Raw genomic sequence first — 21,926 nt, forward strand, 5'->3', positions numbered from 1 at the left:
ACAAACTCGACGTCATGTTCACGGCCTTTATCTATATCGCCCTGATTTTCGATGCAATTAGTGTTAACACGCCCTAGCTACCCTTTCCAGAAATGCCGTACTGCGGCTTACTCGATAATCGAGATTTAAAATGCTCCGACCTTTGCGTGTAAATCAATGGTAATTTTCGTTCTAATGCCTCGTGGGCTTGACCCGAGGTTATTTACTTTCTAGGTTTTTTCGCGGCTTCAACCAATTTATCGTCGTTCCATTTGCCTTTGGCTACGATATCCCCATCGCTACCAAAAAACTGTCCGGTTCCACTTCGCTTGTCTTCTTTCCATTCCCCGGCATATTTTTCTCCGTTCGGCCAGTAGTAGGTACCCTGTCCATTGCGTTGGTCATTTTCATAGTTTCCCACGTAATATTGGCCATCTGCCCAGTAGAAGGTTCCTTCACCATGTCGCTGGTTATCGCTCCATTGCCCTTCGTATCTGCTGCCGGTATCTAAAAGTGCAATACCGTGACCGTTGGCCTTGCCGTTTTTCACCTGACCTACATAATGGATCCAAGCCCCTTTCTTACTTTTAAACTGCAAATACTCCCCAAAGGACTTTTGGCGTAGCTGACGTTGCAAACGCCCTAGTTTTACTTCGGTCTTTTCCAGTATGAACTGGATGCTGTCCAATTTACGGGTATCTTTCATATGATTTTCCTCCGTTATCGGAAGACTGTCCATTTCACTTTCCATGGCGCTGGACACGAAATGGCTTTTGCTTTCCGTATTCCGAAGCTTTTCGGCCAAGGCAATACGCAATGAAACGGCCATCTTGTTTTCGGTACCCTGTAAGGTTTTTTCGTAGGATGCAACGGCATCATCATAGGCTCCGGCGACCAATAGCGAATCGATATCCACCAATTCTTGGTATTGGTTCAATTGTTCCGTCACCTCGGTATGTTGTGTATTGGTGGTGGCAAGCTGTTTGTTCAAATCTATCGTCTGGTGACGGTACCAAAGCGCGATACCGGTCATAAGGGCCAACAAAAGATAAGGGATAAATTTCTTCGACTTCATCAGAATTGCATGTTTAACATGGGTATCTACGAATCAATCATCGAAATGGATTTCGGGAAGCTTATTTTTAACCTTTCTAAAGTCCGGCGAAAAGTACATGTGAAAGCGCATGGTCCAACTCTGCTTGTATATGCCACCGTTTTCCAGCTGTTGTCCTTGGGAATACATCATTCCAGCGGCGAACGATAAACGCGGGGTGGCAATGTACCCTAATGTGGTGGTCAAACGGAGGTCTTCCATAGGACTGGCCACTACCGCTTTTCCGCTTTGCATAATCAGCTCTGCTTCCGGGGACACATAAAAGGTTTTTGGCTTTAACTTATGGTTGTTCAGCGGCACCTTCATACGAAACATATAGCGCCATCGATTTCTGAAAATATAATCGGAATTTTCCACAAACGATTGTGTCCACCGGTGTTCGATACGCAATCTATGGTAGATCATACAACTTCCCAATGGCAGTGCGAACTGATACTGGTGCCATATCCGCCATTCCGGTACCACGTTCCGATCTGGAGATTCCGGGTCGGTGTTGAAATTGATGCGCACTACCCCACCCAAACTCGCATTGAATTTTTTGGAATAGATGTATCCAATGGCATGCCGGTTGTAAATTTGGGCAATCTGTCCCATGTAGGGCGTACTGCCCGTTTCTTGAAATCTAAAGTGGGTTTGGGCGTCCCAAAAAAGTCTTTTGGAGATCCGAATGTTCCCATAGGTGTTGAACCATACCCTGGTCGAAGGGTCTTTATATTTCGATTCCAGAGGCAATTCTTGCTTTTCTGTTTCCTGGGCTACCGATATAAAAAAGGTGCCAAGTACGATCAGGAAAAATAGCCGTGCAGTCTTTGAGGGATGTTTTGGTCTCATAGGCTATTTCTCGATTACCGGGTTTTCGATATTGAACAGTCGCAGTACTTCCAAGGCATCATCCGCTCTCCTTAGTTTACGTTCCAACTTTTTGGTATCCTCGTCCCGCAGGGCGAACATCCGTTGATAGGTGCGCTCCATCAAAAGCAAGAGCTTCGGCAGCCTTTCGCAGTCCAAACCGTTTTGTACGCGGTCTAGAAAGTGGGGGGTCAATACGTTGTTATAGGCACTGGTAATACGCTTTTTAACGTTTTCTTCCATGACCACGGCCACAAAAGGATTCCATACCCCGTCAGAGTAATGTTTTTTGATGCTATCCGATCGTTGTTCTAGCAAACCTACTTCTCTGCTCAATCGGTAGAGTTTTTTAAAGCACACGGCCAAGCTTCTGGCGGTCGCTTGTTTATTTTCAGAATCGGTCAGCGCCACATAATCGGAAAGCTGTTTGTCCCCGAATTCCTGTATTGCCGCAAGCGCCTTTCGGTGCTCTTTTGGTGGTCGATTGCCCAGCGAATCGATATACCGTTGTATTTTCTCGTTCCAATCGACCAGTTCCGCCTCTACATCCTGGAGCGCGTCCCGATTATCGTCCCGGCCCAGTTTTTTTCGGATTCGGTCGTCGATGGTGCGCAAACTCTCCAAGGCATAGCGCGACATCGGATCCAATTCGGACAAGGTGGCTACAGTACCCGTATAACCCGTTTTGGCGCCCAGTGCAAAAGTAGTTTTGGTAGCGCTACTATCCCGATAGGCACTAATGTTTATGGGGACGGAAGGTGGATCGGAGGGAAACAAGGCCGCGAGCAGTCGTTTTCTTTCCATAAAGCCTACAACGCCCTGTTCTTGATAGTGACGCAATTGGTCCAGCGCGGGAAGCCAATGCTCGGAAATTGCCCTTACTACCGCAAAATCATAGTCAACGGCGTCATCGGAACGTTTTAAAAGGATTACACGGGAATCGTTGAGCAATCGATCACTTATTGTCTTTGCCGCTATGGAGCGCTCTTTAATGGCTGCCAACATTTTCTCTTCAACCTCCGTTAACCCGTAATACGGCAATTTCGCATACCATTTCGGATAAAAATCAGTCGTTCCCAAGGTACGCAGTATCGTGTCCACACGACGGTAGAATCCACCGTTTTGAAGTAATAGTCCCGGTAGCCCGCTTTTTGCCAAAACGGTAGAGTCCGCAGTTGGTGCCATCACTTCAAGTACGTTAAGGTATCCTTTGTCCAGTGGAAGCACTTTTAGCGTTACGTTTTTATTTCCATCAAAACGCAGCACTCTTTCCATTCCATTGGCGTCCTTAAAACGGACACTTTCCAGTATTCCTTCTTTAAAAAACCAATTTTCTTCATTTTCGTCATCACCGCTTCCATAAATGGTCCATTCGTCATGCGCCATCCCATTTCTAAGAAAGCGTCCTACCAACGCCAGTTGTTCGTTCTCGACCCGGAAACTTCCGGTAGAAATGCCATTTTCAAAGTCGATTTTACTTTTAAAAGCGGTTTGGGCCACTTTTGAATTTTCAATACGGTTGACCGTAATCGTCCAAGGGCCATTGGGTTTTCCCGAAACCATTTTCCCTACGATTTCTTCTTCCAATCCGTTGATGTTGACACGATATTGATAATTGACGACCTCGGATTCGCTTCCGGAACGGAACGAACCGAACCGAAATTGCCAGGTGTCGGATGCATACCCATTTTTAAAGGCACCAAAAAAACCAAAAGAGGAGTCTTCCTTTTCCAATAACGCTTCTAGGTCCGATTTTTGAACCTGAAACGCACCATCGAATATCGTATCCCCATCTTTCAACAAGTATTCGTAGGTGGCATCCCCTTGATACTTCCCTATTTTGTAAGGTCCCTTATAGGTTTGCTGTTGCGCATGAAGTGCGTTCGGTACACCGATCAGTGCAATGAAGAGGATGGCGAAAGTCCGTAAAAAAAGGCGAAAGAAAATCATTCGGCAAAAAAAGCGATTTATATCTATAGTTACGAGCTATTGTACGAAAAATTAAAGTGTTTTGGATGTCGCAAACAGCTACTTTTTTTAAAATAACCTAAATACCTTATGGTATTATATCAAAGAAGCAAGGTTTTTTTGCGAAAGCGATGCAATAACCTTCAATTTTGATGTGTTGGCGCAATCGAAACTAAACCACGATACATTTCACAGGAATATGTTTATTGGAAAAGAACTTCATCCTTTTTCAACAATTGGTAATGAAGTAGCCGTAAACAGTTGACGGTATTGTTTTATCCACAAAAATTGCAGACTGTTTTGTACGATTGCCAAGTTGTTGAAGGTTTGTAGCTCTAGGTATTCGATAGGAAGTCCTGCACTGAAATGCACCGTTTTAACCAACGCTTGTGACCAATGCAAAAGTACGTTTTTGGGTCAGCGAACGGCCACTGCGGGAGCGGTATAGGTTACCCTGTAAATGGCATCTCCATGATCATCGGAAATCAAGAGGGACCCATCTTCCAGGAATAAAAGGTCTACTGGTCTTCCAAAGGCTTCTTGCTCGCTTTCGTCCAGCCATCCGTCCAAAAAGGTTTCATACGCCACCGCCTTGTTATCGACAAGTTGGACCAAGCTAATTTTGTATCCTACCTTTTTGGAACGGTTCCATGAGCCATGTTCCGCAATAAAAGCATAATCCTTATACTTTTCGGGAAACATACCGCCCGTATAAAATTTGACCGCTAAGGGCGCTACATGTGCCCCCAAGGCCTGAAAAGGCCCCTTAAAATCAGAACATGGCCGTTGATCGCCAAATTCGGGATCTTTTACAGTGCCGCCATGGCAAAACGGATACCCAAAGTGTTGTCCCGCTTCGGTCACTCTATTAAGCTCACAAGGTGGGGTATCATCGCCCAACATGTCGCGTCCGTTATCCGTAAAATAAAATTCCTTTGTTTTCGGGTGCCAGGTGAATCCGACAGAATTGCGGACCCCATTGGCATAAATTTCCCGGTTTTTACCATTGCTATCCATTCTGGTAATGGTCGCGAATCGTTCATCCTTGGCCGTGGAATCACAAATGTTGCAGGGCGCTCCTACCGGAACATAAAGCTTATCGTCAGGGCCAAAGGCAATATATTTCCATCCATGATGAAATGCATCGGGATAATCATCGTAAAGTACCTCTGGTGCAGGTGGAAATTGTCCCAAACGGGACTCGATGGAATCGTAACGCAATAAGCGGTTGACTTCGGCAACGTATAGGGCGCCGTTTTTATAGGCAATGCCATTGGGCGCATAGAGTCCCGTATCGACCACAACCACCTTATCCGCCCTAAAGTCCTTGTCCCGGTCTTGTATGGCGTATACCTTATTTTCATTTCGGGTACCCACAAACAAGGTTCCGTTGTCGCCCATGGCCATAGACCGTGCCCCCTCGATACTGTCGGCATAGACTTCTATTTTAAAACCTTCCGGTAATTTTAGCCGTTCAATAGGTAATAGGGAAGGCACTTCATCGTATGCTACCAAAGGAGTATCGTCGGGCTTGCTTTCAACACCGTCCGTTGACCGTTCTTTACAAGAATAAAAGAATATGGACAAAGAAAGTGCAAAAAAACAACGAAGGTAGATTTGGTTTCTACTGTTTTTTATAGTTGATATAGAACCTGACATTGGAGGTGTTTTTTAGTTTTTTAGCCTATCCGCAAGATAACTATTCTTAAAAGAAAAGTAGCGCCCGATTTCCCGGAAAAAAATAGTAAAAAAGCGGAATCCCCTTATTTGAAATTTTTGATACGCCTTCAGTCCCGAACATGCGTCTTGCTCCATAAAGGGCCTATGGCCAGGCACGCAATGAAGCTATTAAAAAACAGGTTACTGGTATTCCCGGAAGCGATGGAACCGGCACTGTCCAAAACGAACCAGGCCAAAATACCGACAACAACACTTTTCCGAACAGGTTCCGGGGCCTTGTCATAGACCCAAACGGATAAATACCATATCATAATCCCCCATCCGAATAAAAAGCCACCGGTGAGTGCGGAAAGAAAGCGGGTAGTCGGGTCCAAAAAATCTTGTTTTCCGTCTACGGGCCAGCTCAAAAGATCCATGGTCCAACTTGCTGCCATAGAAAACTCGGGCATTGTTCCCAGGAAGAATATAGGACCAAAACTACCGACTATTATTGCGGTAACCTTTAGCCAAAGTTTGTGGAATTTTTTGGTAGTCAGTTTGTTTCCAAAAGCTTTCAATACTTGTGTCATAATACTTGTATTATAAATGATGTCACAAGATTACTCAAAAGCCGTCTTGAATTTTAGACGCTACCGTCCAAACGAGGTGTCATGCTACCTTGTTTAAAACCTTCCACCATTTTTTTAATCGAATCGAAATAGGCATACAACCATTCTGGGTTTAAGTTTTCGGGCGTTATTTGTAGATAGAAGTTCTCTATGCTAAGACGAAGCACCATTTCGGCCAAACGGGAGTTTTCCGTTAAACCGATGACCAACGCCCAAATCGGAAGCATGGAGGGCAATGCGATCTCATAGGATTTAGAAAAGCAGGATTCAAAGGAGGTATTGGACCTGTATATGCGTAATTGCCTGTTGAACAATAAATCTGTTCGATGTTCCGTAAGAATGGAAATGAATTCCTCTAGGTTCCGACATTTCGATTCTTTCTCCGCTAATAGGGCAACTTGTTTGAGATGAAAGTCCAACAATACATCCGTAAAAATGGTGACATCGGCAAAAAAGTGGTAAAAGGAAGACTTGTTTTTACCCGTTGTTCGGGACAAACGTTCTATGATCAAGCCATTAGGGCCTTCCAAAGAAAAGGACCGATAGCCGGCCGTCACCCAGTTTTTCTCGATAAGTTTCATCTTGGATTCGTATTTTATTCTTGTTTTACACCGAACACCATACAATGCTGCCAAGGCAATCCATCATGGTTTTTCAAGAGTTCAAAACCTGCGGCCTCCATTTCCCTTGTAGCCTGTTCCTCGGTCATTTTATGAAGTTTTTTGATCGGTACGGAATCGTCTTCTCCTCGGTATTCGATCAGATAAAGTTTTCCTTCGGGTCGCAATGCCCGCTTTATGGAAGCGACCATCTCAAACGGAAATGCAAATTCATGGTAAACATCGACCATTAGTACCTTATCTACCGAATTTTCCGAAAGCTGTACCGCCTTTTCGGCCCCTTTTAGCACAGAAACGTTTTTATTAGCGCCAGCCGTTTTCTTTTCGCGTAGGGCTACCAACATTTCGTCTTGGATATCCACCGCAAAAACGGTTCCCTTTGTGGCCAAGGCAGCGATCTTGAACACGTGATAACCGGAACCCGCACCGATATCGGCAATACGATCTTCCGGCTGTATTTCCATATACTCCAATAATTGTTCGGTATGTTCTTCGCGCTCCCGTTCCGGTCGTTCCAGCCAACCGATGCCCTGAAATCCCATTACATGGGCGATTTCTCTACCCATATACCATTTACCTATGCCGTTACTGTCGCCTTTTTCGTAGTGGTATCGTTCCGGGGCCGACGACTCTTGTCCGGAACTGGTAACTGCAAGGAGTAAAAGGAGAATCAGGCATCCCTTTTGCTTCAACTTTCTACTTCGGATAGTACCCACCTGTTAATTTTTACTTGAAGATACCAAATCTCACTTTAGGTACTACCATTTTAACTTTGAAATGGCATGCGCCCATAGTTCGTTATAAAATGTAAAAACCGTCCCTTGATACAAAAGTGCTAACATGCGGGTATTGAATTTGCTTAAGCGCTGTCGTTTACCGCCAAGATTATATTTTGAAACATTAATTTTCAATAATGCCCGCATAAGGGCACTACGGCCGGTTTATATAGTTCCGAACAAAGCGCAGGCGCGGGTACAATCTTAAAAAGTCATAAAAAAGCATTAAGGATATCATAATCCGTAAGATGGTTCCTTTTTTTCCGACTATTTTTCTTGGCACAAACCAAGTGTTATGCCAAAACAACTACTGTTCTGCTTATCTCTATTTGCTGGAACGCTCTACTCCCAACGCGCAGCTACCGTTCGTGATACCCTTGCTACACCCTTTTTAGAACGTACCGAGTTTAGGGCCGGTTATTTTGGTAATTTTTATTGGAATCCGGGCCTAGCCTTTGGTGCGGAATATCTGCTCCAACAAAAAACCCGAACCAAAGAAAAAAAACGGAGAACCAAAATAATTACAAAACAATGGTTGGCAAATGGTACCTTAGGTTTCAGCTGGGATCCCCGAGCCGAATTCGGACTGTTTACCAACTATGGGATTACATGGAGGAGAACCAACGCCAAAGGGAAACAACTACAGGTACAGGTTAATCCTTTAGGGTATTATCGTTCCTTTTTACCGGACACTTATGAAGTAAATGGCGATGATGTAAGAAAAGTATTTTTGCCCGGGCGCAGCTATTATGCCCCCAGTATTTCCTTTGGGCTCGGGAAACGAAGGGACAACAAAAAACTTAGTGGAAGGTATTTGAATGTTACCTACACGATAAGAACCCCCTATAACGCCGATTTTTTACCGGCCATCGCCATTGAGTACGGATACCGTTTTAAATTTAAAAAGAAGCCATGATATGAATACGACCTTACTTCACAAGCTTTGCTTGCCGATTCTTTTCCTTCTTATGCTTTTGACTTCCTGTTCTCAGGACGATTTGGATGACCTTAGCGATACCCTATATGTACGGCATAAAGGCGCCGACATGCCCGCGCATCTTTACGGAAACGCCTCGGAAAGAGTGTTCTTGATTATCCTACATGGAGGACCGGGTGGCGATGGCCTTGTATATAGGGCCGGAACGATAAGGAGCGAAATCGAAAAAGTATGCAGTGTGGTCTATTTTGATCAACGCGGATCTGGAATGTCCCAAGGAAACTACTCCGAGGAGGATATTTCGGTAGACCTTATGGCGGAAGATGTAATGGCTTTGGTAAAAACGATACGGTACAAATATGGAGATGATTCCAAGTTTTTTCTAATGGGCCATAGTTGGGGAGGTACGCTCGGAACTGCCGTGCTCCTAGAAAATCAAGATGCTTTTGAAGGATGGATCGACGTGGCCGGAGCGCATAACGCCAAGGGCATTTACACCGAGTATCCCAAAAATTTTCGGCGCGTTGCGGACGAGCAAATTCGACTGGGAAATACGGTCGGTTATTGGGAAGGTGTGCAAGAAAAAATCAACGCCATAGATACCCTTCGCTTTGAAATCGATGATTTTTATACCATGAACAGGGAAGCCTTCGTGGCCGAAGGAAAACTGGAGGAAGATGACGTTATCAAAAGTATCGACAACGACATTTTGGGGGAATTGACGGTAACGGGACTATTTAAGAACAATCCGCTCACCACTGTTTGGAGCGGGGCGCAGACCGCTTCTATATTGGTGGACGACCAAGGGATATTTGAAAACCTATCTTTCTCGGACCGATTGAACGAGATTACCATTCCCTCCTTGGTGCTTTGGGGCGAGCACGATATGGTGGTGCCCCCCGTATATGCGGAGGAGGCGTTCAATACTTTCGGTTCTGAGGTAAAGGAATTGGTGATTTTTCAGGAATCCGGACACGGGCCCATGTTTACGGAACCAAATTTGTTCGCAAACAAGGTCATCGCGTTTATCGAACAAAACAAATAGCTATTGGCCGGACGGAAAAAAAAACTTTTATCAAAAGTGTTTTTTCAGGAACGTTTGCGCATTATCGAACATAAATTTAGCTACGATTTTTTTTGCTGTCAGCTTATTTTTTGGTTTCAACTGCAAACCTCGTTCACTAGCTAAGAAATCGTTGGCATGATCTTCCAAAAACTTAGGGAGTTTATCCAAGTCCTTTGCGGTCCAGAATCCCGGTAGCGGATCGATAATGCCGTCAAAATCGGTACCCAGGCACTGTATGTTCCATGCATCGAGCCCCAATAGATCCAAATAGGTCGCCATATGTTCGATCTGTAACCATATCAGTTTGGCACTTTTGTTACGGCCCGCCAAAAGGCCCATGACCTTTTTATGGGCGATTCTGCGTTCGTCAAGTTGAATCCCGAAAATACCGCCCGAACGAGCGATTCGAAAAACCTCGTCATCATAAAAATTAATGGTAGCGTCATTAAAACTTGGGTCTACCCGATTGTTATCGATCGGGTTGTTGATTCCGTTAACGGCCCCATGGCTTACAATAAAGGGAATGGAGCCGTTGTAGCGTTCTTTTATGTATTCATAATACTCATACCGCGACGTAACGTTCATATGCTTTAAATCGATGAAGATCCGGGGACCTCGGTCGGTTTCCAATAGGGCATCGATTACTTTTGTTCCCAAAGGAGTAATGCCCTTGGTTTCATCCACTATTTGCTTCAATACTCTGGCAACGAGACCTCCCATGCTTTTGGCATGGCCGCACAACTCGTTTTCAAAATGATGGGCAAGTCCGACAAAAAAAGGTGGATACCGCCATTTTTTTACTTTTTCGATATTTGCAAGTACTTCTACTGGATCGGCCTTTTCCCTTCCTGCAAGTTGCAGTCCAGTGTTAAATACATGGCACCCTTCTATACTGATAATAATAAAAACGGTAGGGATGTCATCTTCTTCCCATTCCTCTATCTCTTTGAAAGAGGCAACCATTTTGTATCGTACTTTTTTACGGTCAACGGTGACCGGAATGTTGTCCAAAGCTTCGTAAAAATGGTATTCGTCCTCAAGATCGGTAAAATAGTCCTTCATTTTTTGAAGATGCTCGATACGTTTCAAGCCGATACCGGTGGTCAAATTCCGGAGTAATTTTCCAAAACCGCTTACCCCATCCCGGTTCATGACCATTTTTTTCTCCAAAGGATAAAGCGATACCACAAGTATTCGCAATTCCCCCCGATGTACCGAGGTCAAATCGGCCTGTGTGAACTTTGTAAGCGTCAATAGGTTATTGATCTTCTTTCGTAAAGGCGTTACGCCCTTACGATGATAGATACTATTTTTACGCATTCGGTTGGGGCTGTTTCGTTTTTGGGTCTTGGAGGAATCAAAACTTTTCCCAAAGGGCTTTAAAGCCGGGTGACAGTGTAAATCGATGTAGCGGTTTTTCTTGGACATGTTGGCGCTTTTACGTTTCGGAATAACGACCTATCCAAAAATAACGAATTATGAGCACCGGGTTGACAGAATCTTCCTAGGTTTTTCTTTTTATTGAAATGACAGTGTAGCGGTGTCTACAGCAGTCGTGGTACCAGTGAAAGACCACTGTAAAAATGAGAATTCGGGAAAACAAGATATCAAGGCACTGTGTATCAACCAATTTCCAAAATCAAGGAAACCGGTTTTTGTGAGGTATCGTTCACCTCGTGCAAGCGGATAATTTGCATGCCAGCGGCCGCGATCGTATGCGACCAGCCCTCAAAGGTACGCGCGTACCAACTATGCCCATTTACGAAATTACCGGGTAGCCCCGCCCAAGAATCGTGCATGAGCTGACTTTCATAGGCCAAACCAAGATTTAACAGTAGCATTGGGTGAAGGGTTTGTATGATAATCCTTCCTTTTCCGTTCAATGTGCGTTTAACGTTCCGCAACAATACATCGAGCCCGTCTTTTTGGTAAATACTAAAATTAAAAACTGCTAGATCAAAAGGCGCTCCGATAATGGCCTTGCCCTTGCCAATGTCTTCATAGGACAGGTTCAGAAAGGTTTCCGATCCTTTTGTGCGCGCATTTGCCAATAGGGTTTCCGTAGCATCGACACCGATGGCGGTCTTCCCCATTTTGGTAAGACTTCTGGTCAACCATCCTTCGCCACAGCCCATATCGAGGACCCTCTTGCCAGGTTGGTTTTGTAATAGCTCCATAATGGCCTTGTTCGTGAATGTTCTTGAACCGATTTTTTGTCCATCAATAAGCTTTATCCACTCTTGCGCATTGGTGTGCCACGAGTCCTGTACGGAGAAATCCATGTTTTTTGGTTTAGGTCGCCCTGGAGAGGTCGACGTTGGGAAAGGTTTATAAAAAAGACCCGCAACCTCTTAAAATTGCGGGTCTTTACAACTAACTCAAACAATATTTCTTAAATCGCGGGATCCTCCGGTGTATTCGGGTTGCTGTTCCGTTCCAGATCGGGATAGGGATAAAAGTTTCGATTTCTCTCCTCTTCAAAATTTTTGATTTCCCCGCTAGGTTCCGGTCTTCCAAAACGTCTACTATCCTCAAGGCTCAAGCCGGAAAGGAAAAGTTCAGCCCTTCTGTTGATATATACCTCGTCCAATAGGGCCGCTACGGAGGTATCGCCACTATAATCCGCCAACGCTGCATTTACTCCTAATGGATCGTCCGTATCGGTCCTGACCAGGTTGATGGCCTCGATTGCGGCGGTAATGTCCGGAGTCCCCTTTCTGAGGTGGGCTTCGGCAATAATCAGGTTCATTTCATCCGGTATGTATGCCGGTATAGGGCCTGTATTCACATTAAAAAAACCGGCGAGGTCTTCTATAGGAAGCCCATTTTGATTGGTCTCCTCCAAAGGGACCAGATAAAAGGCTATTCTACCGTCCGCTGCATCGAGGGCCAGTTCTGTTGGAAGCCCAAAATTATCACGCGGTTTGAAATTTGGTGCATCGTTCAAAAATACCCTGTTCCAAACGGGATTCAAGTTTTGGGTGTCATAAACGAAAGTAGAGGTCGATGCCTGATCTACTTCCGATGCATTGGCGATAGCGGCATCATAATTTCCCCTTATTAAATTGTATCTCGCCAACATGGCGTTGATGGTATTCAAAAGGTCGATATTTCCCAAGGTTACCACATTGGTGAATTCTTCCGATGGTGGAGTCGCCATTATCGCGGCCTTTGCTTCGGATAAGAACCCTAAAGCGGCATCAAAGGCGGCATCCCTGGTTACAAAGGCGGCATTGTTATCATTATTGGTCTCTAATACAACCTGCTCATAATTCATGGCCATCCCTCCTATCGCCAATGCTTTAAACAATTTGGCATGGGCCAAAAGTCCACTTTGCGTACCGGCCTCAAGCGGTATGGAAGCCACGTTGTTCTCAATGTTTTCCGAAACGCTTATGATGCGGAGTAAATTCGACCAAAGCCCCTGTACATTGGAGTTAAAGTTGGGAAGCGGCGTTCCACCATCTTCCAATTCGATCATGTTTTGGAATGTAGTCGTTATTCCCGCCTCTCTTGTCGTTACCGCGGGAGTTTCCACGATAAAGCGTAATCCAGTAGTGGAATACTGTTGCTGCATTCCGGCAGCTGCTGCCAAAATTCCTTCCCGAGAAGAAAACACTTGCTCGTCGGTTGCGGCATTGGGATTGTCAAAATCGGTTTCGCAGGCGCCAAGCGTTAGGAGCACGAGCAATACAAAACCTATTTTAGTGGTGATATATGTGTTCATCTTTTACGTTTTTAGAAATTAAAGTTTAATCCTACCTGAAAGGTTCTTGGAATGGGAACGCCGGCAAAATCGAAACCACGAACACCATTACTTTGTCCCGCAGTGTTGATTTCCGGATCCCAACCACTGTAATCGTCCCATGAAACAAGATTACGGCCAATGAGACTCAGCTTTACGTTATCCACGCCTTTAAACGGTTCGTCGATGGTATAGCTCAAGGACAATTCCCTTAGTTTAACAAACGAACCATCCTCTACGAATTCTTCAAAAATCCCTGCTTGGGCCCCGCCAAAACCTTTTGGGCGATTGCCTGCTAATTCTTCACCCACATTGGATCCCCCTCCAAAGATAACGTTGTCCAATAAACGTCTGTTCCAATTAAAAACATCGAAACCCTGTACCGCATCAAGCTGTACGCGCAGTGCCAAGTTCTTGTAGCGAAATTCATTGATCAATGAACCGAACCATTCCGGGTTTGGGTCTCCGATAACCTTTGAACTTTCCCCATCTTCCGTAGTACCGGCAAAAGGATATCCGTCATCATCCAAGGCAATACTGCCATCGGCCTCCCTTGCATAAAACTGTCTGTAAAAAACGCCCAGAGGCTGGTCCTCGATCACAAAACTGGTAGAAAAACTTCCTCCTAGGGAGAGTTGCCCACCGCCCGCGACACTGGTCACTAAATTTTCGTTTTTAGAGTAAGTGGCGGTAACGTCCCAAGAAAAATCGTTCGATTTGATCGGAGCACCTTTGAGCAACAGTTCCAAACCTTTGTTTTCCAAGTTGCCCACATTTTCTATTCTAGTGCTAAAGCCCGTAGAAGAGGCCAATTCCCGAGGGAGCAATAAATCGGTTACATCTTGTTTGTAATAGGTAAACTCTACTCCCAAACGATTATTGAAAAAACCGGCATCGATACCAAATTCGATTTCTTCCTGTCGTTCCGGGGCCACATCCAAGTTCCCCTGTTGGCTACTGGGAATCAAGGTCGGGGTACCATTGATCGCTGAAGGATCGTATAGTGTAAAGCGTTGAAATGCGGATAAGGCGGTCAAATTTCCTGCTTGGCCCCAAGACCCCCGTAATTTAAAGGTGTTGAAAAAACTACCAAAGGTATCTTCCCAAAATGCCTCTTCCGATAAAATATAGGAAAGACTCGCTTTGGCGTACAACTGGTTGCGTTGGTCCTCACCAAAGGTAGAGGCACCATCCAAGCGCACGGCCCCATTGATATACAATTTATCGTTATAACTAAAGGACTGTTGCAAAAAGGAACCCCAATAGGAGATTTGGGACCGGCGATCTCCCTGTGCCACAATACTACCGCTTTCCGAAATCTGTACGATCGGTGGCAACCCGTCGGCACTGGTGGCGATTCGGTCAAATTCCTCGTACTGCCATGAACCGCCCAGCGTGGTGGTAGAGCTAATGGCATCGCTGATATCCGTGTTGTATGAAAAATTCAAATCGCTGTTGTACTGGAAGTTATTGATGTCGGACCTTCTTGCCAAACCATTGCCGTTCGGGGAGGTGTTGTTAATGGGGATAAACGCTGTCCCGGACTGATTGAAATAATCTAGCCCCAAAGTATAATTGGCGGACAGTTTATCGGTAATCTTGGCATCCAATGCCAAACTTCCTATGAACCGGTTTACTTTTTGCCCAAAATCAAAACGATCTACCGCTTCAATAGGGTTGGTTCTGGGAACCAGTAATGAGGTAACGGGGTAGACTCCCGATGCATTCGGAAAGGGATTTACCGAGTTATCACTAAAGATAAATCCGGTAATTGCTCCGTAAGCGGAGTTGATACCCCCGTTCGGTATATCGGAGCTCTGACTCCTAACATAGTTAAGCCCAGCTTTCACCGTTAACCAGTCCGACGCTTTTTGGGTAAGGTTCGCTTTGAATCCGATCCGTTGGAAATCGGTATTTCTGATGATTCCCTCGTTCTCTAAATGGGAAGCGGAAAGGAAATAGGAGGTGTTTTCGTTCCCTCCGTTCATCGATAAGTAGTTTTCAACACCAAAGCCCGAACCAAAAAATTCGTCCTGATAATCGAACCGTGTAACGGGAACGGTAGCGAGATTTTCTCGGTCAAAAGGATCCTCCCAAGCGAGCGGTACGGTATTGTAATCGATTTTTTTACGAAGCTCGTTAACCTTTACATTGGTGGCGAAGTTAAAACGCGGTTTTCCGGATTTTCCTTTTTTGGTAAAGATCTGCACTACCCCGTTACTTGCACGCGATCCATAAATTGCAGCGGCCGCCGCACCTTTTATGATTTCGATACGTTCGATATCGTTCGGATTCAGATCGGCCAAACGGTTTTGGGCATTTCCACCGAGATCGATCAATTGGTTACTGGAATTACTGAAAATGATTCCATCAACAATGTAGAGCGGGTCGGAGCTTCCCAATACGGTACTTGGCCCCCTAAGCCGTATGCTGATTCCACCAGCGGGATCACCTGAGTTCTGTTGTACCAAAGCCCCGGTCACTTTACCGGAAATGGCTTGGTCCACTGCCGTGGCACCGTTATTGACCAAATCTTCGGACTTAACGGAGGATATGGCATTTCCGAGGGTTCTTTTATTCACCCCTACCGTGGTTCCGGTTACGACCACCTCGTCCAAACTCAATAGATCTTCGTTCAGTCCAATGTCGGTAACAATTTCATCTGATGCACCGATGGTAATAGCGCTTCTTTTAGTGGCATACCCCAAATAACTTGATGTTAAGGTGTATGTTCCCGGCTCAAGGGTGGCTTTAAAGGCATAATTACCATCGAAGTCGGAAACCCCGCCATACGTGGTATTATCGATAAAAACAGCAACTCCTGGCAATAGCGATTGATCGCCGTTATCAGTGGTCACCCCGGAAAAAGAATATTCCTTTTCCTGTCCAAACAGAAAGGCTGAGTACAGAAAAACCAATAAAAATAATGGTTTTGAAGCCTTTTTTTGATTTTCAAAATAGCTTTTTTTCATAAGGTTCTGAGTTTGTTAGTAGAATCAAGCAAGTGTATCATCCCTTGATTCCTTTCCAGTAAAAGTAATAAAAATTCTAAATCTTGCAATTTTTTGCAATTTTTAAATGCATAAATTCGAAATACTAGCATATAATTATATCTTAAAACCATAATTCTTTTACATTTGCCATTCACGGCCATTATTTTTCATCTATGCTTAAAGAGGAACGACACCGCATTATTTTAAACGAAGTAGCCCTTCATAACAGGGTATTGTTGACCGATATATCCGAGGTTTTGAACGTTTCCGTTGACACGGTAAGAAGGGACGTCATAAAGCTGGATGCCGACAAGCTGCTTCGAAAAGTACACGGTGGAGCGGTCAGCTTAGGGTATTCCAATACAAACGTTCAGAACAAAGAAATATATGCCATTGCAAAAAAAACAAGGATTGCGGAAAAGGCATGCAAACTGTTGAAGAACGGTAGCGTTATCTTGATCCATGGGGGAACCACTTGTTTGGAACTGGCTAGAACAATACCGGTAAACTTGAGCCTTACCTGTTTTACCTTAAGTCTCCCCGTAGCCATGGAGCTATGTAAAAAACCCAAACTGGAGGTCGTTTTGTTAGGGGGTACCATGGCCAAGGAATCGCAGATAGCCTCCGGTGGACATGCAATACACAACCTTTCCAAGGTACGGGTGGACTATGGTTTTATCGGTACGGGATATGTTGATGCGGTATATGGGCTCACCGAGTTCGATTGGGAAAGTGTACAGGTGAAAATGGCGATTGTACAGGCCGCCAAAAATCCCGTACTGCTAACGATTTCGGAGAAGTTAAATTCTCAGAACCGTTATAAAACTTGTGAGCTAAAGGATATTTCTACAATGATAACCGAATTGGAACCTTCGGACGCCCGACTGGACGATTTTAGAAAGGCGGGAATCAAGATCATGTAATACCATTTTTACTTTGAAATGGTATGCTAAATGGCATAAACGGGTCCGAAGTTGAGATCGTTCTCCCTTTTCGGTCATCGGATATGACTTCCGGCATTCATATCTATGGTGGCCCCTGTGGCATGGTCCATGGCACCACTGCACATCAGGCACAATAAGGGGGCCAGATCTTCCGGTTCGGTCAACTCCTTCAAAGCGATTTCGTTCAGCAGCGTTTCTTCTCCATGATCGGCGATAAAAGCTTCCGCCATTGCCGTTCGGGTAAAGCCGGGAGCCAATACCATGGCAACGATTCCGTCTTTTCCGAAAGATCTGGCGACACTTCGCGCCAAAGCGGTTATTCCGCCTTTTGAGGCTGCGTAGGCCAAATACGCTTCGGTCTCTCCCCGAAACACCGCGCGGCTGCCCAGATATATCAATCGCCCTCTCCCAAGCGTTTTAAAGTGATCGATACCCAGTTTGGTCAGCAATCCCACTGCATCCAGGTTGACGGCCATCGTGCGTTTCCATGTTTGAAACCATTCCACGGTGCCGCCGTTCACGCTATGCGGGAGAAATACCCCGGCATTCAATACCATGGTGTCGATCCGTTTAAACCGCGCCACAACGTTCGTAAAAAGATCGGATACTTCTTTTTCGTCGGAAAGGTCGGCCCGAAAGGTTTCGGAACCATTGCTGCAGCGTGCAACAATCGATTCGGCCGATACACCGTTGGTATGGTAATGGACGGCCAACCGGGCACCTTGCCCGATCAAAAAGATTGCCAACGCTTTTCCGATACCATCGGAAGCCCCGGTAAGCAATATTGTTTTTCCTTGTACATCGAATTTCATGGCGCAACTGGTATGGGTGCAAATATATCCATCTTTGTTTGCGGTTTTACGTGATTGAAGCGGTTTAGCCAATGATACGTTCCAAAATTTATATTTTTGTCCGCATGAACGGTTCAAAACAGTATTATTACAAGGTTTATAAACCTTTTGGGATGTTGAGCCAATTGCATTCGAACAACGCAAAAGAACAACGTACCAAAACCTTTCTTGGCGTACTGCATGCATTTCCGAAAGGTATTATGCCGGTAGGACGTTTGGACGCGAAGTCGGAAGGGCTGTTGTTCATGACCACCGATGGTAAATGGAGCGATACCGTTAACCGTTCCGGTATCGAAAAAGAGTATTATGCCCAAGTGGATGGAAGCATTACCAGTGCCGCGGTGGCGCAATTGGTGACGGGCGTAACGATCGGGGTCAATGGCAAAAAATACCTTACGAAACCCTGCCACGCGAGTGTATTGGAGCCTCCTTTGGGTTTTGTGGACGCCGATGCCTCATTGCGTATCGGTAGACATCGACCCAGTTCTTGGGTAAGGATCGTTTTAAAAGAGGGCAAGTTCAAACAGGTACGAAAAATGACGGCGGCCGTGGGCTACCCCACTTTGCGTCTTGTTCGTGTACGCATCGGGGACGAATATCTGACGGGAATGCGGCCGGGCATGGTTTTGCCGATACGTTCCGGGTGATTTTTACGTGAAGGGTGTTACCCGGATATTTTTCTGCCGTCCAATAGGTGTATCGTTCTTGAGCCGTAAGCGGCATTTTTCTCGGAATGGGTTACTTGTATAATCGTTACCCCCTCATTGTTCAATTGTTGAAACAATTCCATGATTTCTTCGCCTTGTTGGGAATTCAGATTTCCGGTAGGCTCATCCGCCAAAAGTAGTTTCGGGTTTCCGATCAATGCGCGGGCCACACCCACCAATTGCTGTTGCCCCCCACTCAGTTGACTGGGAAAAAGATCTTTTTTACCAACGATATGAAAACGGTCCAACATATCGGCGACTAAGGCCTTCCGTTCCCCGCTCTTCACTTTCTTATATAAAAGTGGCATTTCCAAATTTTCATATACCGTAAGTTCATCGATCAGATGATAGGCCTGAAAAACAAAGCCGATGTAGCGTTTGTACAATTCGGAACGGTGCTTTTCCTTTAGGGAATGCACCGGTTCTTGCATAAAGGTGTACGAGCCCTCATTAAATCCGTCGAGCATTCCCAAAACGTTGAGTAAAGTGGACTTTCCAGATCCCGACGGTCCCATAATGGAAATAAATTCGCCTTCCGAAACGTCCAAATTAATGTCTTTCAACAGAAAAACACGCTCCCCTCCTTGTTGGACCCATTTAAATATATTGTTTAATTGTAGTAGCATATTTTTCGTTTTATTGTTTTTGTAAAATACTCTCTCAAGATCAGTATGGACTTATTGGATGACCTGTTTGCGCTTATTCCGTTTTTAAACTGTTCGTTGGGTCGGCAACCGCCGCTTTTATGGCCTGAAAGCTGATGGTAACCATTGCTATTCCCATCGCTAGGATACCCGATAATGGAAATACCCACCACGCAATGGTAACCCTGTAAGCAAAGCCTTCGAGCCAATTCGACATAAAGTACCACGAGATCGGAGCTCCGATGACAAAAGATATGGCGACCAATTTCATAAACTGTGTGGTCAACAATGTAGTGATATTCCCTACCGTGGCACCCAGTACCTTTCGAATCCCGATTTCTTTGGTCCTGTTTTCGGCCATATAACTGGCAAGTCCGAAAAGCCCCAAACAAGAGATCAACACCGTTAACAGGGTAAATGCGCTGGCTATTTTTCCGATTCGTTGCTGATCTTCAAATTTTTGCGCATAGGCACGATCAACAAATTGGTACTGAAAGGGATATTCCGGGTTGTACTTTTTAAGGATCGCTTCGATCATGGTCAAATTTTCACGAGTACTTCGATCGGTGTTCAGTTTCATGTTGATAACATCGAACCAACCGTCGGCGCCTTGGATGACCAAAGGTTCTATTTTTTGATAGGGCGAGTCCAAAACAAAATCCTTGACAAGCCCTATGACGTGCCAGTCGCGATTCCGATCGTTGATCGTTTTGCCTATCGGATCTTCGAACCCCATGAGCCGTGCGGCACTTTGGTTAATGATCGCTGCCGAAGAATCACTAGGGTACTCCCTTAAGTCAAAATCCCTACCTTCCATCAATTCCAACCCCATTGTTCTTATAATCGCTTCGTCGGCCATCATCCTATGAACTATGGTGTGGTCATCCTGCGCTTTTCCGTCCCATAACATTCCCCAGGTGTTGCTTTGACTTTCGATTATAGGTGCATTGGTCTTGGTCACCGAAATCGCCGCCCCGGATCGCAGCAGTTCGTCCTTGATCAAAGTGTAATGCTGTTCCATATCACCCTCCATATGGGTGTACAACAAGTTGTTTTTCGAATATCCGCTATTCCGAGTCTGGGCTTTTTTAATTTGTTGTTGTACGATAACCGTTGCGGTGATCAGTATAATGGCCATACCAAATTGAAAAATGACCAAAACGCTACGTGGCGATACGTCGTTTTTAGATTTTTTTTTGAAATGGCCCTTGAGTACTGCAGAAGGTCGAAACGCTGACAAATACATAGCGGGATAGCTACCAGCCAAGATTCCGGTCAGCACTACCGTACCTGCCGCTCCCCACCAGAAGGCAGGGGGTAATGTCAATAGGGACAGGGGCCTTCCGACCAACTCGTTAAAATAAGGCAGACCGGCCCAGACCAGACCGGAGGCAATAACTGCCGAGATTATCGCAATAAAAATAGACTCTCCCATAAACTGGGCTATCAGCGTACCTTTTTTTGCGCCAACCACCTTGCGTACCCCGACTTCCCTTGCCCGTTTTTCGCTTTGGGCCGTACTGAGGTTCATAAAATTGATACAGGCAATGAGCAAAAGGATACCGGCGATGATCCCGAAAAGGCGAATGGTATCGATACGACCTCCCGCCTCCCTTCCATTTTCAAACTTACCGTGGAGGTGAATGCGGCCAAACGGATACAAAAAGGTATGGATGTCGGGCGAGGAACGGTCATAACGTTCCCTAAGGGATGCCAGCTTTTCGGAGAATGCCCCAAAATTCGTCCCATCCTTCAATTGTACATAGGTAACGATACTGTTGTTGCTCCAATTATCGTCATTCCAACCTTTTTGTTCAAGATAGGACCATGGCAATAAATACTCAAAATTGAACATGGTGTTGTCCGGTAAGTTCTTTAGAACACCGCTTACGGTCAACAGTTCCGAATTATCGATGGTCAAGGTCTGCCCTATTGCGTCTTTTTCCTCAAAAAGGGTTTTGGCCAACTTTTCGGTCAATACCACCGTGTTAACCTCCGATAGGGCGGTTTTCACATTTCCCTCGATCAATGGAAAACGGAACATGCTCAAAAAATCGGCATCTACTGCGGTTCCCGTAGCCTTGATGCGTTTTTCGTTTTTGGTGAATAGAAAAGGGGTTTCAAAAAAGTAGCGCGACACCCTTGAAATCTCGGGATAATCCGCTTTTAATACCGTTGCCATTACTTTTGGGGTACTGTTCCAGGTATCGATTTCCCCCTCCACTTCATATTGGTTGTTGACTTGGTAGAGGTTTTTTTCATTCTCATGAAAACCGTCGAAACCGAGTTCAAAATTGATCCATAGCGCTATTAGCGTCGTCACGCACAAACCTACCGAGAGCCCAGTGATATTGAGAATTGAAAAACTTTTGTTTTTCAATAAATTTCTATAGGCGATTTTTATATGGTTCCTGAACATGGTCGAAAGCGGTATTACTTATTCTT

The 21,926-nt window shown here is 45.2% G+C and carries 18 protein-coding genes; 4 read left to right on the top strand and 14 right to left on the bottom strand.

Going from position 1 to position 21,926, the window contains the following annotated elements; translation table 11 throughout:
- Nucleotides 1-202: 202 nt before the first annotated feature.
- From ACRD7P_RS06840 to ACRD7P_RS06870, 7 genes are all read right to left on the bottom strand, one after another.
- Nucleotides 203-1,054, bottom strand: coding sequence for a hypothetical protein (locus ACRD7P_RS06840; RefSeq protein WP_430906797.1), 852 nt, complete (start codon nt 1,052-1,054; stop codon nt 203-205).
- Nucleotides 1,055-1,087: 33 nt separating this feature from the next.
- Nucleotides 1,088-1,924, bottom strand: a complete 837-nt coding sequence (locus tag ACRD7P_RS06845) for a DUF2490 domain-containing protein (RefSeq protein ID WP_430906798.1) — start codon at nt 1,922-1,924, stop codon at nt 1,088-1,090.
- Nucleotides 1,925-1,927: 3 nt separating this feature from the next.
- The gene (locus ACRD7P_RS06850; protein ID WP_430906799.1) at nt 1,928-3,892 is read right to left on the bottom strand and encodes a hypothetical protein; all 1,965 of its coding nucleotides are present in this window, start codon (nt 3,890-3,892) and stop codon (nt 1,928-1,930) included.
- 435 nt (nt 3,893-4,327) lie between these two features.
- A complete protein-coding gene (locus tag ACRD7P_RS06855; protein ID WP_430906800.1) occupies nt 4,328-5,569 on the bottom strand; it encodes a PQQ-dependent sugar dehydrogenase in 1,242 nt (413 codons plus the stop codon).
- A 128-nt stretch (nt 5,570-5,697) separates the two neighbouring features.
- Nucleotides 5,698-6,159 (bottom strand): hypothetical protein, encoded by a 462-nt coding sequence (locus tag ACRD7P_RS06860; protein ID WP_430906801.1) that lies wholly within the window; start codon nt 6,157-6,159, stop codon nt 5,698-5,700.
- Between the two features lie 53 nt (nt 6,160-6,212).
- A complete protein-coding gene (locus ACRD7P_RS06865) occupies nt 6,213-6,779 on the bottom strand; it encodes a hypothetical protein (RefSeq protein WP_430906802.1) in 567 nt (188 codons plus the stop codon).
- Nucleotides 6,780-6,793: 14 nt separating this feature from the next.
- Nucleotides 6,794-7,534 carry a class I SAM-dependent methyltransferase gene (locus ACRD7P_RS06870; protein WP_430906803.1) on the bottom strand — a complete coding sequence of 247 codons (741 nt, stop codon included), beginning with the start codon at nt 7,532-7,534 and terminating at the stop codon, nt 6,794-6,796.
- A 355-nt stretch (nt 7,535-7,889) separates the two neighbouring features.
- Between ACRD7P_RS06870 and ACRD7P_RS06875 the strand changes: the two genes are divergently transcribed.
- Both ACRD7P_RS06875 and ACRD7P_RS06880 read left to right on the top strand, forming a co-directional pair.
- Complete coding sequence (locus tag ACRD7P_RS06875) at nt 7,890-8,510, top strand: hypothetical protein (protein WP_430906804.1); 621 nt, start codon at nt 7,890-7,892, stop codon at nt 8,508-8,510.
- A 1-nt stretch (nt 8,511) separates the two neighbouring features.
- Nucleotides 8,512-9,576, top strand: coding sequence for an alpha/beta fold hydrolase (locus ACRD7P_RS06880; protein ID WP_430906805.1), 1,065 nt, complete (start codon nt 8,512-8,514; stop codon nt 9,574-9,576).
- 30 nt (nt 9,577-9,606) lie between these two features.
- On the opposite strand, the gene ACRD7P_RS06885 is transcribed toward ACRD7P_RS06880, so the two are convergent.
- The 4 genes from ACRD7P_RS06885 to ACRD7P_RS06900 all read right to left on the bottom strand — a co-directional run bounded on the left by ACRD7P_RS06885 (nt 9,607) and on the right by ACRD7P_RS06900 (nt 16,314).
- On the bottom strand, nt 9,607-11,025 hold the full coding sequence (locus tag ACRD7P_RS06885) for a membrane dipeptidase (RefSeq protein ID WP_430906806.1): 1,419 nt from the start codon (nt 11,023-11,025) through the stop codon (nt 9,607-9,609).
- Between the two features lie 194 nt (nt 11,026-11,219).
- The gene (locus ACRD7P_RS06890) at nt 11,220-11,879 is read right to left on the bottom strand and encodes a class I SAM-dependent methyltransferase (protein WP_430906807.1); all 660 of its coding nucleotides are present in this window, start codon (nt 11,877-11,879) and stop codon (nt 11,220-11,222) included.
- Nucleotides 11,880-11,989: 110 nt separating this feature from the next.
- Nucleotides 11,990-13,324: a RagB/SusD family nutrient uptake outer membrane protein gene (locus ACRD7P_RS06895; protein WP_430906808.1), complete on the bottom strand. Its 1,335-nt coding sequence runs from the start codon at nt 13,322-13,324 to the stop codon at nt 11,990-11,992.
- 11 nt (nt 13,325-13,335) lie between these two features.
- Nucleotides 13,336-16,314 (bottom strand): SusC/RagA family TonB-linked outer membrane protein, encoded by a 2,979-nt coding sequence (locus tag ACRD7P_RS06900; RefSeq protein ID WP_430906809.1) that lies wholly within the window; start codon nt 16,312-16,314, stop codon nt 13,336-13,338.
- Nucleotides 16,315-16,508: 194 nt separating this feature from the next.
- Between ACRD7P_RS06900 and ACRD7P_RS06905 the strand changes: the two genes are divergently transcribed.
- On the top strand, nt 16,509-17,258 hold the full coding sequence (locus ACRD7P_RS06905) for a DeoR/GlpR family DNA-binding transcription regulator (RefSeq protein ID WP_430906810.1): 750 nt from the start codon (nt 16,509-16,511) through the stop codon (nt 17,256-17,258).
- Nucleotides 17,259-17,332: 74 nt separating this feature from the next.
- On the opposite strand, the gene ACRD7P_RS06910 is transcribed toward ACRD7P_RS06905, so the two are convergent.
- Nucleotides 17,333-18,091, bottom strand: coding sequence for an SDR family NAD(P)-dependent oxidoreductase (locus ACRD7P_RS06910; protein ID WP_430906811.1), 759 nt, complete (start codon nt 18,089-18,091; stop codon nt 17,333-17,335).
- A 104-nt stretch (nt 18,092-18,195) separates the two neighbouring features.
- Here ACRD7P_RS06910 and ACRD7P_RS06915 point away from each other — a divergent pair, with 104 nt between their 5' ends.
- Nucleotides 18,196-18,777 (top strand): pseudouridine synthase, encoded by a 582-nt coding sequence (locus ACRD7P_RS06915; protein WP_430906812.1) that lies wholly within the window; start codon nt 18,196-18,198, stop codon nt 18,775-18,777.
- A 17-nt stretch (nt 18,778-18,794) separates the two neighbouring features.
- On the opposite strand, the gene ACRD7P_RS06920 is transcribed toward ACRD7P_RS06915, so the two are convergent.
- Both ACRD7P_RS06920 and ACRD7P_RS06925 read right to left on the bottom strand, forming a co-directional pair.
- Nucleotides 18,795-19,463: an ABC transporter ATP-binding protein gene (locus ACRD7P_RS06920; protein ID WP_430906813.1), complete on the bottom strand. Its 669-nt coding sequence runs from the start codon at nt 19,461-19,463 to the stop codon at nt 18,795-18,797.
- Nucleotides 19,464-19,536: 73 nt separating this feature from the next.
- Entirely contained in the window at nt 19,537-21,900 is a 2,364-nt protein-coding gene (locus ACRD7P_RS06925; protein WP_430906814.1) for an ABC transporter permease, read from the bottom strand.
- Nucleotides 21,901-21,926: the final 26 nt, after the last annotated feature.

Source organism: Maribacter sp. 2-571, assembly GCF_050589625.1.
Lineage (GTDB): Bacteria > Bacteroidota > Bacteroidia > Flavobacteriales > Flavobacteriaceae > Pelagihabitans.